Raw genomic sequence first — 13,690 nt, 5'->3', positions numbered from 1 at the left:
AAGAGGGCCCGGTGCTTGCCGGGCCCTCTTTTCGTTAGGGTCGGGACATGGCGAAGACAGCGGTGGTCACCGGGGCCGGTTCGGGCATCGGGCGCGCGGTGGCCCGGGCTTTGCTGACCGACGGCTGGTCCGTGGCCTTGGCCGGGCGGCGCGCCAAGGCTCTCGAGGAAACCGCGGCCGGCTTCGACAGCGCCCTCGTCGTGCCCACCGACGTCGCCGACGAGGACTCGGTCGCCGGGTTGTTCTCCGCGGTTCGCACCGAGTGGGGGCGGCTCGACCTGCTCTTCAACAACGCCGGCATCGGGGCCGCCGGGACCGTCGCGGATCTGTCCGTCGAGGACTGGAAGCGGACCGTCGACGTCAACCTCACCGGGATGTTCCTCTGCGCGCAGCAGGCGGTCCGGCTCATGCGCGACCAGGACCCGCAGGGCGGGCGGATCGTCAACAACGGGTCCATCTCCGCGCACGTCCCGCGCCCGGCGAGCGTCGCCTACACCGCGACGAAGCACGCTGTCACCGGGCTGACCCGCTCGATTTCCCTGGACGGCCGGGCGTGGAACGTGGCGTGCGGCCAGATCGACATCGGCAACGCGGCCACGGAGATGACCGAGCGCATGGCGGCGGGCATCCCGCAGGCGGACGGCCGGGTCGTGGCGGAGCCGACGTTCGACGTCGAGCACGTCGCTTCCGCGGTGCGGTATATGGCGGGGCTGCCGCTGGACGCCAATGTGCAGTTCCTCACCATCACCGCGACCACGATGCCGTTCATCGGACGCGGTTAGCGCGTCCGAATTCCCTGATGTACCGGACATTCCGAAACGCGCCGTTCACAATCCGCCGGCGCGGTCGCCGGATGTTCGCACCGAATTAACCGGCGAGCGGCGCGGCCCGTGATTGTAAGGTGCAGCAAGGGAAACCGCAGTGCCGCTCGTGTGGCGCCAGTCGATCGGGACCGGTTCGGAGGGGTCCTGATCCACCCTTGAACAGCGTGATAGCGTCCGCCCGATGCAGACGCTCGGCGGAATATCCACGTTCATCTCCGCCGAGGTGCCCGATTCAGGGCGACCCGGCACCGGCGCCGCGAACCGGACGAATACCCGGTTGTGGCGCCGGCTGGTGATCGTGCTGGGAATTCTCGCCGCGGGCTGTGCGCTCGCCTCCCCCTTGCTCCCGGTGGTGCAGGACACCGCCGAGATCACCTGGCCCGCCGGCACCGACACCCGCCCGGTGAACGCCCCGCTCACGGGCTACTGGGCGCAGGACATGCGCGCCGACCTGCCGTGCCCGACGATCCGGGCGGTCGACGCGCGCAAGCCGGGCGGCGGCACCCTGTTCTCCACCGTTCCGGGCGCGCGCACCGGGAACGGTGCCGGGATGTTCCTGCGGGTCGAGCACGGGGTGCTGACCGCGTTCAGCCGCGGCCGGCAGGTCGCCAGCCAGCCGTTGCCCGCGACCGGGTGCGACGTCCGGTTCTCCTCGTCGGCGACGCACACCACGCTGACCGTCGGCGGCACGGCCGTGTACGACGCGGGCGGCGACGTGCGCCCGCGGGTCGTCGGGATCTACACCGACATCACGTCGGCGAGCGATCCGATCGCCGGGCTGCGCGTGTCGATCACCCCGGACACCCGCTACCAGTCCGCGCCGACGGCCTTGAAGACCGGGGTCGGCATCGTCGGCGTGCTCGCGCTGATCGGCTGCCTGATCGCGGTGAACCGGCTCGACCGCGGCGGCGCTCGGCGGGCGCCCCGCTGGGCGCCGGTCGGCTGGTGGAAGCTCACGAAACGCGACTTCACGGTCGTCGGGGTGCTCGGCGCCTGGGTCTTCATCGGGCCGGGAACCTCCGACGACGGCTACATCCTGACCATGGCCAGAGTGGCGTCGCAGGTCGGCTACCTGACCAACTACCACCGGTGGTTCGGGGTCGCCGAGGCGCCGTTCGGCTGGAACGACCACATCTACGAGCTGATGGCGACGGTCTCCACGGTGCCGCCGTGGATCCGGCTGCCGTCGTTCCTCATCGGCGTGATCTGCTGGCTGCTGATCAGCCGCGAGGTCATCCCGCGGCTGGGCAACCAGGTCCGCCAGAGCCCGGCGGCGAGCTGGGCCGCGGCGATGGTGTTCCTCGTCTGGTGGCTGCCGTTCAACAACGGGGTGCGCCCCGAGCCGTGGGCCGCGCTGGGCTCGCTGCTCGCGCTGTGCGCGGTCGAACGGGCGCTCGTCACGCGGCGCCTGCTGCCGCTGTGCCTCGGCCTGGTGGCCGCCGCGTTCGCCCTGGCCGCGACCCCGACCGCCCTGATCGCCGTGGCGCCCTTCCTGGTGGCCGCGCGCCCGTTGGTCCAGCTGCTGCGCGCCCGGGTGCGGGAAGCGGGCTGGGCGGCGGTCCTCGCGCCGATCGCGGCCGCCGGGGTCATCGTGCTCGTCGTCGTGTTCGCCGACCAGACGTTCGCCACCGTGGCGGAGGCGACCCGGCTGCGCGGCAGGGTCGGCCCGAGCGAACCCTGGTACAACGAGCTTTCGCGGTACCAGCTGCTGTTCTCCGACAACGCCGACGGCTCGCTGACGCGGCGGTTCCCGGTGCTGCTGCTCATCCTGTGCACCGGCACCTGCCTGGTCGTGCTGCTGCGTCGCGGCCGGATCCAGGGCGCCGCGCTCGGCCCGGCCCGGCGGTTGATCGGTACCACCGCGTTGTTCTTCCTCCTGCTGGCGCTGACCCCGACCAAGTGGACGCACCACTTCGGCGCGTTCGCGGCGGTCGGTTCGGCGATGGCCGCGCTCACCGCGCTCGCCACGAGCTCGGCGGTGCTGCGGTCGAAGCGCAACCGGGCCGCGTTCACGGCCGGGCTGCTGGTGGTGGCCGCGCTCGCGGTGACCGGGCCGAACGCGTACTGGTTCGTCTCGAGCATCGGCGTGCCGTGGTTCGACAAGGCGCCGTCGCTGCACGGCTACCACCTGTCGACCTTGCTGCTGCTCGCGGCGGCGGTCGCCGCGGTGATCGCGTTCGTGGAGAACGTGCGGGCGCAGCGGCCGGGGCCGCTGCCACCGCCGACGCGGGAACGACGGCTGCGCGCGCTGAAGCTCGGTTCGATCTCGCTCGTCGTGGTGTGCGGCGTGGTCGTGGCGTTCGAATTCGCCGGCATGGGCAAGGCGATCCAGAAGCAGTGGCACAGCTACAGCCTCGGCGCCGCGAACGTGGCGCACCTGTTCACCAGCAGCGGCAACCTTTCCGACCACGTCATGGTCGAGAAGGACCCGGCCTCGAGCGTGCTCAAGCCGGTTCCGGCGCGGACCGTGCCGGCCGGGGAGCGGCCGGTCAAGCCGGGGCTGCCGCCGGCCGACCAGGACAACGACACGACTTCCGCCGGGTTCCACCCGAAGGCGAAGTCCGGCGACGACCCGCTCGACAACCCGCCGAACGGGCTGAGCACGAGCACCCTGCCGATGTGGAGCAGCTACGGCGCCGAGGAGCGGACCGGCCGCCTGCGCACGTCCTGGTACCAGCTGCCGGGCAACCGGGCGGACGCGCAGCTCGCGGTCGCGGTGGCGGCCAAGGCCGGCAAGGCGGAGAGCGTCTGGTTCGAGTTCGGCACGCTGACCTCGGCGGGGGTCGAGGTCGTCAAATCGGACCAGGTGCACGCCCCGGGGTCGGACACCGAATCGAGCGGTGACCCGTCGAGCACCGGCAAGTGGGCCGACGAGCGGATCGGGATCGGTGACCTGCCGAAGGACGTCACGCTGGTCCGCGTGGTCGCGAAGGACGACGACGTCACCCCGGACGGCTGGGTCGCCGTGACGGCGCCGCGCATCCCGACGTTCACGACGCTGACCCAGCGGGTCGGAGCCGCACCGGTTTACCTCGACTGGCCCGCGGCGTTCGTGTACCCGCGCATGAACCCCGTGGCGTCGCACGACGGGATCTCCGAGGTACCGGCGTACCGGATCACCGCGGGCACCCTCCAGTCGGAGGCGAACTGGGCGAGCAACGCCCACGGCGGCCCGCTCGGCTGGCTCGAAGAGGTGGCCGACCAGCCCGAAGTGCCGAGTTACCTGGAGGGGGCGCCGGGGCAGCCGTGGGGCCAGCTGATGCGCGTCCAGCCGTACGCAACCGGGCAGCCACCTCATGTCGTGCACGGCGAGAAGACCGTCTGGGGCTGGTGGTCACCGGGTCCGGGACCCACACAGCCGAACGGCACCACGGCCACACGCTAGCGACCTCCGAGCCCGGCTCGCGAAAACAAGGCCGCCGCCTCGGGCAGAGGTGCGGGATCCCAGGTCACGAAACCCCGATTCCCGCCAGCACCGGGCCGGTGAACGGCGTCGTCGTGACGTCGTGCGCTCGGGCCGACCACACCGCGTGGCCGTGGCCCGACCACAGCGGGGCCACCGGCAGGTCCCGCAGCAGCTGGTTCTCCGCCAGCCGGTACAGCTCGCCCGCCTCCTCCGGTGTTGCCGCCGCGTCCGCCAGCGCCAGGTTCTGGCGGAACACCTCGTCCGTGTACCCGGACGCCGAGGCCAGCAGCGACAGCAGTTCGTACGGGCTCGCCGTCGCCAGCGATACGTCCAGTGTGGACGGACCGTCCGCCGCGCCCGGTGCGGGCTGGGCCGTCACCGAAACGTCCAGGGACTTGTGCAGTCCGACCACGAGTGCGCGCGTCCATTCCTCCGTGGACGGTGCGAAGTAGACAGTCGCGCCGCCGGGGAAGGATGCCTGGTGCAGCAATGCTTTCCCCGCCGCCGCGTCGAAGCTGCACGGGCGGCACGTTCCCGATCGCTCGCCCGGTGCGTCCGCCGGGGGCAGCAGGGCCTTGGCCGGGTCGGCCTGGTGCGCGAGCGGGCCCGCTTCGAGCGCCGCCCGGTCGATGCCGAGCGCGAAGCCGTGGCGGACCGTCGCGTCGGCGAATCGGGGGTTCGTCACCGGGAACGCCAGGTAGCCCGCCTGCGGGAGCGCCCACGTCGCGTGGTGGTCGTCGGCGAAGTCGGTGTGCATCGCGTCGTGCTTCTCGCCCGGGACCTCGGTTGCGATGTCGAGCGTGCCTGCCTTGACTGCGTCGTACTGGGTCGCCGGGTCACCGACGCACAGGTCGATCTCCTCGGCCTTCCCGGGACCGACGCGCTTCAGCGTGCCGCCCGAGCCGGGCCGCCACGGGCCCTCTAGCCGGTACGGGCCGTTGCCGATCGGCGTCTTCGCGAAGCCGGCCCAGTCGCGGGACGCGAGCACCGACGCCGGCAGCGGCACCAGGCCCGGTGCGGACAGCAACGCGGGCACCTGACCCGACGGCCGGTCCAGGACGAGCGTGATCGTGTCCGGAGTGGACGCTGTGATCGAGCGGGCGCGCAACAACTTCGTCAGGACAACAGATGAAGACCAATGCGAACCGGCGATCGCCTGCCAGGTATCCACATAGGACTGAGCGGTGACCGGGGTGCCGTCGTGGAACTTCGCCGGCCGCAGCTTGACCGTCCAGCGCACCCGGTCGGTGCTCTCGATCGACTCGGCCGCGCGCGGGGTGACCTTGCCGGTCGCCGCGTCGTAGTCGGCCAGCGGGGTCCACAGCGCGCCGGTCACCAGCCGGCCCGCCTGGTCGGTGACGTCGGCCGGCAGGAGCGTCGCCGGCTCCCGGAGGCCGGCGGACAGGACACCGGGCCGGGCCGGGTCGGCAGCGGTACAGCCCGTGACGGCGAGGGCCACGACGGCGAGCAGGGCGAGCAGGCGCATGGGCCAGTCCTACCAGCCAGGAGGCAACCAAAGGTGGTTGTGTCCGGTTGATCTCCGTCGTACCGTTCGCTGGACACGCGTTCTGGGAGGTTTCGTGCGCACCTGGCTCCGGTCGTGCTTCGCCGCCGTCACCGTCAGCGCCACGCTGGTCGCGACCGGACTCCCGGCCGCCGCCTGCGGCGAGGATGACAAGCCCGCGGTCCCGGCCGCGCGCACCCTGGGCGACCCGGGGGCGATCAAGAACGTCAAGGCCGTCGGCAGCGTCCCGGACGCCGCCGGCGCCATCTCGGTCAACTTCCTCGACTACGGCCGCCGCGACGTCATGGTCGTGTCCGGCGAGTTCGGGCTCAAGGTCTACGACCTGACGAAGAACCCGGCCGCGCCCAAGCTGGTCGGCCAGGTCAGCCTGCCGGGGCTGTGGGAGACCGAGGACACCGAGGTCGACCCGGTCCGCAAGCTGGTGTTCCTCTCCCGCGACCCGCGCGCGTTCGGCGGCACGACGCACACCGGCGAGTCCGGCATCTACGTCGTCGACGTCTCGAAGCCCGAGGCCCCGGCGATCCTCAGCTACACGAAGGTCCCGGCCGGCCACACGACCAGCTGCGTCGACGGCTGCCGCTACCTCTGGACCGGTGGCCCGGCGAAGGCCGACGACCAGCCCGCCGACTGGGGCGGCCGCCCGATCTGGGTCACCGACATCCGCGACCCGCGGCACCCGAAGGTGAACCCGCAGCCCATCGAGCTGGCCCGCAACGACGGCAAGACCGACTACGTCCACGACGTCCAGGTCGACGACGCCGGCGTGGCCTGGGTGTCCGGCCGCGGCGGCGTGCGCGGCTACTGGACCAACGGTGTCCACCGCGACCCGCTGACCAACAAGGTTCGCCGCGCGACGGCGCACGAACCGATCCCGTACGCCGGCGGCGGCATCGCCGAGACGGCCGCGCCCTCGCGGTTCATGCACAACAGCTTCCACCCGGCCGGCCACCGCATCGGCGACGGCGCGTGGCGCGGCCAGGACCTGATCTACGCGACGGAGGAGAACTTCGTCGACGGCTGCGCGGGCGACGGCGTCCTGACCATCTCGTCGTTGAAGGGTTCGTACCACGGCGAAGGCTGGCGTTCGACGCCTTCGCAGCCCTTCCGGCTGGAGAGCGTCGGCACGTGGAGCGTCAACGGCCAGGAGGGCAGCGACCCGGCGTCGGACGACTGCTCGGCGCACTACTTCGACGTCCGCGGCAAGATCCTGGTGCAGTCGTTCTACTCGCAGGGCACGCGGTTCCTCGACGTCAGCGACCCGACGAACCCGCGCCAGATCGCGTACTACCGCCCGGGCGACGCGAGCGCGTGGGCGCCGTACTGGCACGGCAAGTACGTCTACGTGGCCGACAACGCCCGCGGCATCGACGTCCTGCAGCTCACGAAGTAGCGGGCGTGCCCCGGCCGCGCGCCGTGGGCGCGTTTCGGCTGATCCACCGGAGGCCGCCGCCGAGTCCGCTCGGCGACGGCCTCCGGTGCGTCTTCAGCCGCGCAGCCAGACCGCCGTGTCCGTCGGCAGCTCGCCGTCCAGCGGACCGCTGGCCAGCAGGACTTCGCCGGCCGGCAGCGGCACGGGCGAGGCCGAGAAGTTCAGCGCGAACGTGAACTCCGTCCCGATCCGGAACGCCAGCACGGCCTCGCCGAGCGAGAGCCACTCCAGCGCGCCCGTCGGCAGGTCGCGCCGGATGCGCAGGCCGTCGCGGTACAGCGACAGCATCGAGTCGGGATCCGCTGCTTCCGCCGAAGCCGTGTACGCCTTCCACTCCTCCGGCTGCGGCAGCCACGTGCCGCCGGAACCGAAGCCGAACGGCGGCTCGTCGCCCGACCACGGGATCGGGACGCGGCAGCCGTCGCGGCCGGGGTCGGCGCCGTTCGTGCGGGCCCACACCGGGTCCTGGCGCAGCTCGTCGGCGATGTCCAGGACCTCCCACAGCCCCAGCTCTTCGCCCTGGTAGACGTACAGGCCGCCGGGCAGGGCCAGCGTCAGCAGCGCCGCCGCCCGCGCGCGCCGGGTACCGAGCGAGAGGTCCACCGGCAGCTCGTGCAGCCGGTTCGCGAACGAGAACCCCGTGTCGCCCTGCCGGCCGTAGCGCGTCACGTGCCGCGTGACGTCGTGGTTCGACAGCACCCACGCCGCCGGCGCGCCGACCTCGTCGTGCGCCCGCAGCGTCCGGTCGATGACGTCCCGGAAGCGCTTGCTGTCCCACGGGCAGACCAGGAAGTCGAAGTTGAACGCCGAGTGCAGCTCGTCGCGGCGCAGGTAGCGCGCCGCCCGGGACATGTCCGGCAGCCACATCTCGCCGACCAGCACGCGCTCACCCGGGTAGCTGTCGACGATCTTGCGCCACGAGCGGTAGATCTCGTGCAGGCCCTCCTGGTCGGAGAACGGCGTCTCGTCGCCGTCTTCGACGTCGGGCAGCGCCGGGTCCTTCACCAGGCCGTCGGCGACGTCGATGCGGAAGCCGTCGACCCCGCGGTCGAACCAGAACCGCAGCACGTCCTCGAACTCCGCGCGGATTTCGGGGTTGTCCCAGTTGAAGTCGGGCTGGCGCGAGCTGTAGAGGTGCAGGTACCACTCGCCGTCCGGCACGCGCGTCCACGCGGACCCGCCGAAGCGCGACTTCCAGTTGTTGGGCGGTTCGCTGCCGTCCGGCCCCCGGCCGGGCCGGAACCAGAACCGCTGCCGCTCCGGCGATCCCGGCCCCGCGGCCAGCGCGGCCTGGAACCAGCGGTGCTCGTCGGAGCAGTGGTTGGGCACGATGTCGATGATCACCCGGATGTTCCGGGCGTGGGCCTCGGCGATCAGCTCCTCGGCCTCGGCGAGCGTGCCGAAGAGCGGTTCGATGTCGCGGAAGTCGGCGACGTCGTAGCCACCGTCGTCCATCGGGGACGGGTACCACGGGGTGAACCAGATCGCGTCGATCCCCAGGTCGGCCAGGTGGTCCAGCCGGGCGCGCACGCCGGCGAGGTCGCCGACGCCGTCGCCGTTGCCGTCCGCGAAGCTGCGGATGTACACCTGGTAAATGGCCGCGCTCCGCCACCAGCCGGTCTTGTCGGTCACGAAAGTGCCCCTCCTGAGTCGATTGGGAGTTCAGCCCTTGATGGAGCCGGCGGTCAGCCCGGCGAGGATCTGCCGCTGGAACGCCAGGAACAGCGCGACCATCGGCAGGCTGGCCAGCACCATCCCGGCGACGAGCACGTTGAGCGGCATGTCGATCGCCACCCGCTGCAGCATCACCGAGAGCGTCTGCTTTTCGGTGTCCGGGAACACCAGCAGCGGCCAGATGAAGTCCTTCCACGCGGTGACCACCGCGAGGATCGACACCACGGCCAGGATCGGCCGCGAGATCGGCAGGATGATCCGCCAGAGCGTGCGCACCGGCCCGGCGCCGTCGATGCGCGCCGCTTCGATGAGCTCGTCCGGGATCTGGTCGAAGAACCGCTTCAGCAGGTAGATGTTGAACGCGTTCGCGGCCGCCGGGAGCCAGACCGCGGTCGGCGAGTTGATCAGGTTGAGGTGCACCAGCGGCAGGTCGGTCACCGTCACGTACGTCGGGACGAGCAACGCCGTGGCCGGCAGCATCAGCGTCGCCAGCATCAGCCCGAGCACGACGTTGCCGAACTTCGGCCGCAGCTTCGACAGCGCGAACGCGGCCGGGACGTCGATGGCCAGCTGCGCCAGCCACGCGCCGCCGGCGACGACGAGGGTGTTGAGGAAGTACTTGCCCAGGCTCAGCTGGTTCCACGCGTCGGCGAAGGTCTCCGGGTGCCACTCGTGCGGGACGAGCGTCGCCGGCGTCGCGGCCAGTTCCTGCGGTGACTTCATCGCGCCGGTGACCGCCCAGTAGAGCGGGAACATGAAGGCGAGGACGAAGATCGCCAGCGTGCAGGCGAAGACGACGCCGTAGACGACCTTGCCGCTCGGGCTGCGCAGCGCGGCGGGCGAAACGAGGGTCCTCATGACTGGTCCGCCTTCCGCGTCAGCCGGACGTACCACGCGGAGAACACGCCGAGCGCCACGAACAGCAGCAGGCTCATCGCGCTCGCCGAGCCGAAGTCGTTGTAGACGAAGGCGTACCGGTACAGGAGCAGGAGCACGGTGACCGTCGAATCGTCCGGGCCGCCGCCGGTCATCACGTACGGCTCGGTGAACACCTGCATGGTCGCGACGATCTGCAGCAGGAGCAGCACCAGCAGGACGAACCGCGTCTGCGGGAACGTCACGTGCCGCAGCCGCTTCCACAGTCCGGCGCCGTCGAGTTCCGCGGCTTCGTAGAGCTCGCCGGGGATCGTGCCGAGCGCGGCCAGGTAGATGAGCGTGGTGCTGCCCATGTTGGCCCACGTCGAGACGAAGACCAGCGACAGCATCGCCGTGCCGCTCGAGTCGAGCCACTGACCGCCGGGCAGGCCGACCGCGCCGAGCGCGGAGTTGAACAGGCCGGGACCCGGGTCGTAGAACCACTTCCACATCAGCGCCGTCACGACCGGCGGCAGCATCACCGGCAGGTAGACGGCGAGGCGGAAGAACGCCTTGGCGTGCCTCAGTTCGTTCAGGAGCACCGCGGTCAGGAACGGGACGGCGAAGCCGAAGACCAGCGCCAGCCCGGTGAACAGCAGCGTGTTGCGCCAGGCGACGCCGAACAGCGGGTCGTCGAAGAGGCGCTGGAAGTTGTCGAACCCGACCCACGTGGGCGCGTTGACGAAGTCGACCTGCTGGAAGCTCAGCAGGACGCCGCGGACGATCGGGTACCACGAGAACAGGGCGAACACCACGAGCGCGGCGCAGAGCAGGCCGTACGCGGTGAGGTTCTCCTTGATCTTCCGCCGCAGCCGGGTGCGGCGCCGCTCTTCCGGCGAGGCAGCCGGGCGCCTGGCCCGCGACGAGGACGTCGCGGGCCAGGCGAGCAGGCTACTTGACCTGGGCGAGGACACTGTTGACCTTCGAAGCGGCCGACGACAGCTGCTGGTCGAGGTTCGCGTTCTGGTCGGTCAGGACGGCCTGCATCACGCTGTCGAGCGCGGCGTAGATCTGTTGCGCGTTCGGCGGCTCGATGCTGCCCTTGATCTTGCTGGTCGTGTCCACATAGGACTGGTAGTTCTTCGCGGGAACGTTGGCGTACTTGGCCTTCAGGGCCAGCTGCTGGTCGCGGACCGAGCCGGTCCAGACGTCCGGCGTGGGCTCGGCGGGCAGGCCGACCGGCTGCTTGCCGTCGACGTACTGCTGGATGTGCTTCTCGAAGCGGTCCGGGTTGAGGTACTTCCACTGGATCCACTCGAGGCCCGCCTTGACCTTCTCCGGCGAGGCCTTCGGGTTGATCATGTAGCCCTCGCCGCCGAGCAGCGTGCCCTGGCCGCCGGGCATGCCGGCGACGCCGTAGTCCTCGTACTTGCCGTTGAACTGCTTGACGAGCACGGGGACGTTGTCCGGGGCGGCCATGTACATGCCGAGCTGGCCGGCGCCCATCATGCGTTGCACGTCGGTGGCCTCGAGGAGCTGCTTGGCGCCCATCGAGTTGTCGGTCCAGCGCATGTCGTGCAGGTACTGCAGGGCTTGCTTGCCCTTTTCGTTGTCGAAGTCGGCGACCCACTTGTCGCCGTCCTTGCGGGCGATGTCGCCGCCGAGGGAGTACAGCCAGCTGGTCAGGTGCCAGCCGCCCTGGTTGTTCTTGCTGTAGTCGGCGTACCCGACGACGCCGTTGCCCAGCGCGGCGATCTTCTTCGCGTCTTCGCGGACTTCGTCCCAGGTGGCCGGCGGCTTGTCGGGATCGAGCCCGGCCTTCTGGAACAGCGGGCGGCTGTAGAGCAGGCCCATCGTGTAGTTCATGGTCGGCAGGCCGTACAGCTTGCCGCTGGAGTCCCGGAAGTTGTCCAGCAGTTCCGGCTTGATGTCGTTGATGTGCGGAACGCTCTTCGCGGCTTCCGTGATGTCGGCGGCTTGGTGCCGCGCGATGATCTGCGCCGGGTCGGTGAAGTAGACGTAGTAGACGTCCTCGAGCTGCCCGCCGGCGAGCTTCGCGGAGAACGTCTTCGGGTCCATGAACCCTTCGTGCGGGTCGATGTCGATGTTCGGGTGGGCAGCCTCGAACTCCTTGACGTCGGCGTCGAACACGCTGCGCTCGAACGGCTGGCTGGTCGGCGGCTGGCCGGTGACCGTGATCTTCACCTTGCCGCCCGGCTGGGCGGCGGTGTCCCCGTCACCGCAGGCGGCCAGTGAGAGTGCCAACCCTCCCGCGGCGATCAGGCACAACGTGCGGCGGGACGCGGATCGGGACCAGGGACTGCTCATCTCAAGCCTCTTCTCGGGGTCGCGACGGCTGTCACGTGATTGCGGTCACTCTAAAGTGTTGAAGCAGATCGACGCAATAAGACGACGAGAAGTTGCAAGTTACGAACAGGCTGCGGGTGTCTGGTGTCCGGCAGGGCGCAGGGGTGTGCAAGCGGCGTGACCGGGGCGTGCCGAAGGGCGCGACGGCTTCGGGAGCTGGCGCGCTCTTCGGAGGGGGCAGCGGGCCGCAGGGGTCGCTGCCGCCCGTGCGGAAGAGTGGCGGGGCAACGTTCGCGCGAGTCGGGAGCGCACCTACTCGAGCGCCCCAAGGCGGCCTTCGGTGCGTGAGACGCAACCAATGCGGCCTTCGGTGCGTGAGACGCAACCAAGGCGGCCTTGGGGCGCTTTGAGTCCTGGCGCGCGAAAGGGTGCGACGGCTCGCGAGCCGTCGCACCCTTCGGGCCACAGCGGTTCCGGTCAGGTGGCGCGCGCGGCGGCCGCCTGGCGCCCACACGCCATGAACGACTCGTTCAGGGCGTCCGGCGCGGTGAACGACTTGTTCATGACATCCGGTCGGGGGTCAGGCGATGCGGCGCGCCGTGGACCCCCGGACCACCAGCTCCGGGGCGAACAGCAACTCCTCGGCCGCCACTTCACCACCATTGATCCGCTTCACCAGCAGCTCCACCACGGCCCGTCCCATGGCTTCGATCGGCTGGCGGGTCGTCGTCAGGGGCGGGTCCGTGCAGTTCATCAACGCCGAGTCGTCGTAGCCCACCACCGAGATGTCCTCCGGCACCGACAAGCCCTGCCGCCGCGCCGCGCGGACCGCGCCCAAGGCCAGCAGGTCGCTCGCGCACAGCACCGCCGTTGCGCCTCGGGGGTACAACCTCGCCGCCGCCGCGTGGCCGCCCTCGATCGAAAACATCCCGTGCTCGACCAGCTCGTCCAGCACCGGTAACCCCAGCTTCGCCGCGTACGCCTGGAACGCCGCCAGCTTGCGCTGCGACGGCACGTGGTCCGACGGCCCCAGCACCAGCCCGATCTTCTCGTGCCCCAGCGAGCTCAAGTGGCCGACGACCTGCTCGACCGCCACCGCGTCGTCGCACGAGACCTGGGGGAGGCCCAGGTGCTCGACCGCCGCGTTGATCAACACCGTCGGCAGGCGGCGCTCGACCAGGTGGTGGTAGTGCGAATGGACCGCGTCCGCCTGCGCGTACAGCCCGCCGGCGAACACCACGCCCGACACCTGCTGCTGCAGGAGCAGCTCGACGTACTCCGCCTCGGACACCCCGCCCGCGGTCCGCGTGCACAGCACCGGCGTGAACCCCTGCTGCGCGAGGGCGTTGCCCATGATCTCGGCCAGCGCGGGGAAGATGGGGTTCTGCAGCTCCGGCAGCACCAGCCCGACCAGGCGGGCCCGCTCGCCGCGCAGCTGGGTGGGGCGCTCGTAGCCCATCACGTCCAGCGCGGTGAGCACGGCGGCCCGGGTGCTGGCGGACACCCCGGACCGGCCGTTGAGCACCCGGCTGACCGTGGCTTCACTGACCCCGACCTGGCGGGCGACTTCGGCAAGACGACGCGTCATGAGTGAAACTTTACAGCAACTGGGCGCAAAAGTATGACAAGCCCGTACCGGTGTCACCCACCGGTACGGGCTTGTCACCAGC

Annotated in this window: 9 protein-coding genes; 3 read left to right on the top strand and 6 right to left on the bottom strand. The window is 70.7% G+C overall.

Annotated features, from left to right (window positions below; genetic code table 11):
• The first annotated feature begins 47 nt into the window (after nucleotides 1-47).
• Together ACERZO_RS38480 and ACERZO_RS38475 are read left to right on the top strand one after the other, a co-directional pair.
• Complete coding sequence (locus tag ACERZO_RS38480; protein ID WP_372670931.1) at nucleotides 48-782, top strand: SDR family oxidoreductase; 735 nt, start codon at nucleotides 48-50, stop codon at nucleotides 780-782.
• A gap of 223 nt (nucleotides 783-1,005) precedes the next feature.
• Nucleotides 1,006-4,209, top strand: a complete 3,204-nt coding sequence (locus tag ACERZO_RS38475) for an arabinosyltransferase domain-containing protein (RefSeq protein ID WP_372670930.1) — start codon at nucleotides 1,006-1,008, stop codon at nucleotides 4,207-4,209.
• 64 nt (nucleotides 4,210-4,273) lie between these two features.
• Here the strand turns inward: ACERZO_RS38475 and ACERZO_RS38470 are convergent, their stop codons facing one another.
• Nucleotides 4,274-5,716, bottom strand: a complete 1,443-nt coding sequence (locus ACERZO_RS38470; RefSeq protein ID WP_372670929.1) for a peptide ABC transporter substrate-binding protein — start codon at nucleotides 5,714-5,716, stop codon at nucleotides 4,274-4,276.
• 94 nt (nucleotides 5,717-5,810) lie between these two features.
• Between ACERZO_RS38470 and ACERZO_RS38465 the strand changes: the two genes are divergently transcribed.
• Nucleotides 5,811-7,145 carry an LVIVD repeat-containing protein gene (locus ACERZO_RS38465; protein WP_372670928.1) on the top strand — a complete coding sequence of 445 codons (1,335 nt, stop codon included), beginning with the start codon at nucleotides 5,811-5,813 and terminating at the stop codon, nucleotides 7,143-7,145.
• 93 nt (nucleotides 7,146-7,238) lie between these two features.
• Here the strand turns inward: ACERZO_RS38465 and ACERZO_RS38460 are convergent, their stop codons facing one another.
• The 5 genes from ACERZO_RS38460 to ACERZO_RS38440 all read right to left on the bottom strand — a co-directional run bounded on the left by ACERZO_RS38460 (nucleotide 7,239) and on the right by ACERZO_RS38440 (nucleotide 13,608).
• Nucleotides 7,239-8,816 (bottom strand): glycoside hydrolase family 13 protein, encoded by a 1,578-nt coding sequence (locus ACERZO_RS38460; protein WP_372670927.1) that lies wholly within the window; start codon nucleotides 8,814-8,816, stop codon nucleotides 7,239-7,241.
• Between the two features lie 30 nt (nucleotides 8,817-8,846).
• Nucleotides 8,847-9,716, bottom strand: a complete 870-nt coding sequence (locus tag ACERZO_RS38455) for a carbohydrate ABC transporter permease (protein WP_372670926.1) — start codon at nucleotides 9,714-9,716, stop codon at nucleotides 8,847-8,849.
• On the bottom strand, nucleotides 9,713-10,687 hold the full coding sequence (locus ACERZO_RS38450; protein WP_372670925.1) for a carbohydrate ABC transporter permease: 975 nt from the start codon (nucleotides 10,685-10,687) through the stop codon (nucleotides 9,713-9,715). Before ACERZO_RS38450 ends, ACERZO_RS38455 begins: the two co-directional genes overlap by 4 nt.
• Nucleotides 10,665-12,041: an ABC transporter substrate-binding protein gene (locus tag ACERZO_RS38445; protein ID WP_372670924.1), complete on the bottom strand. Its 1,377-nt coding sequence runs from the start codon at nucleotides 12,039-12,041 to the stop codon at nucleotides 10,665-10,667. The genes ACERZO_RS38450 and ACERZO_RS38445 overlap by 23 nt, the downstream gene beginning before the upstream one ends.
• Nucleotides 12,042-12,600: 559 nt before the next feature.
• The gene (locus ACERZO_RS38440) at nucleotides 12,601-13,608 is read right to left on the bottom strand and encodes a LacI family DNA-binding transcriptional regulator (protein WP_364464248.1); all 1,008 of its coding nucleotides are present in this window, start codon (nucleotides 13,606-13,608) and stop codon (nucleotides 12,601-12,603) included.
• Nucleotides 13,609-13,690: the final 82 nt, after the last annotated feature.

Source organism: Amycolatopsis kentuckyensis, from assembly GCF_041679295.1.
GTDB classification, from domain to species: domain Bacteria; phylum Actinomycetota; class Actinomycetes; order Mycobacteriales; family Pseudonocardiaceae; genus Amycolatopsis; species Amycolatopsis kentuckyensis_A.
The sequence above is the reverse complement of the archived record's forward strand: the minus strand, read 5'-3'. Positions and strand labels throughout refer to the sequence as shown.

What these genes read in the sequence shown, in the direction of transcription:
- ACERZO_RS38480 (WP_372670931.1), top strand. Translation starts at nt 48, where the DNA reads ATGGCGAAGACAGCGGTGGTCACCGGGGCCGGTTCGGGCATCGGGCGC.
- ACERZO_RS38475 (WP_372670930.1), top strand. Translation starts at nt 1,006, where the DNA reads ATGCAGACGCTCGGCGGAATATCCACGTTCATCTCCGCCGAGGTGCCC.
- ACERZO_RS38470 (WP_372670929.1), bottom strand. Translation starts at nt 5,716, where the DNA reads ATGCGCCTGCTCGCCCTGCTCGCCGTCGTGGCCCTCGCCGTCACGGGC.
- ACERZO_RS38455 (WP_372670926.1), bottom strand. Translation starts at nt 9,716, where the DNA reads ATGAGGACCCTCGTTTCGCCCGCCGCGCTGCGCAGCCCGAGCGGCAAG.
- ACERZO_RS38445 (WP_372670924.1), bottom strand. Translation starts at nt 12,041, where the DNA reads ATGAGCAGTCCCTGGTCCCGATCCGCGTCCCGCCGCACGTTGTGCCTG.
- ACERZO_RS38440 (WP_364464248.1), bottom strand. Translation starts at nt 13,608, where the DNA reads ATGACGCGTCGTCTTGCCGAAGTCGCCCGCCAGGTCGGGGTCAGTGAA.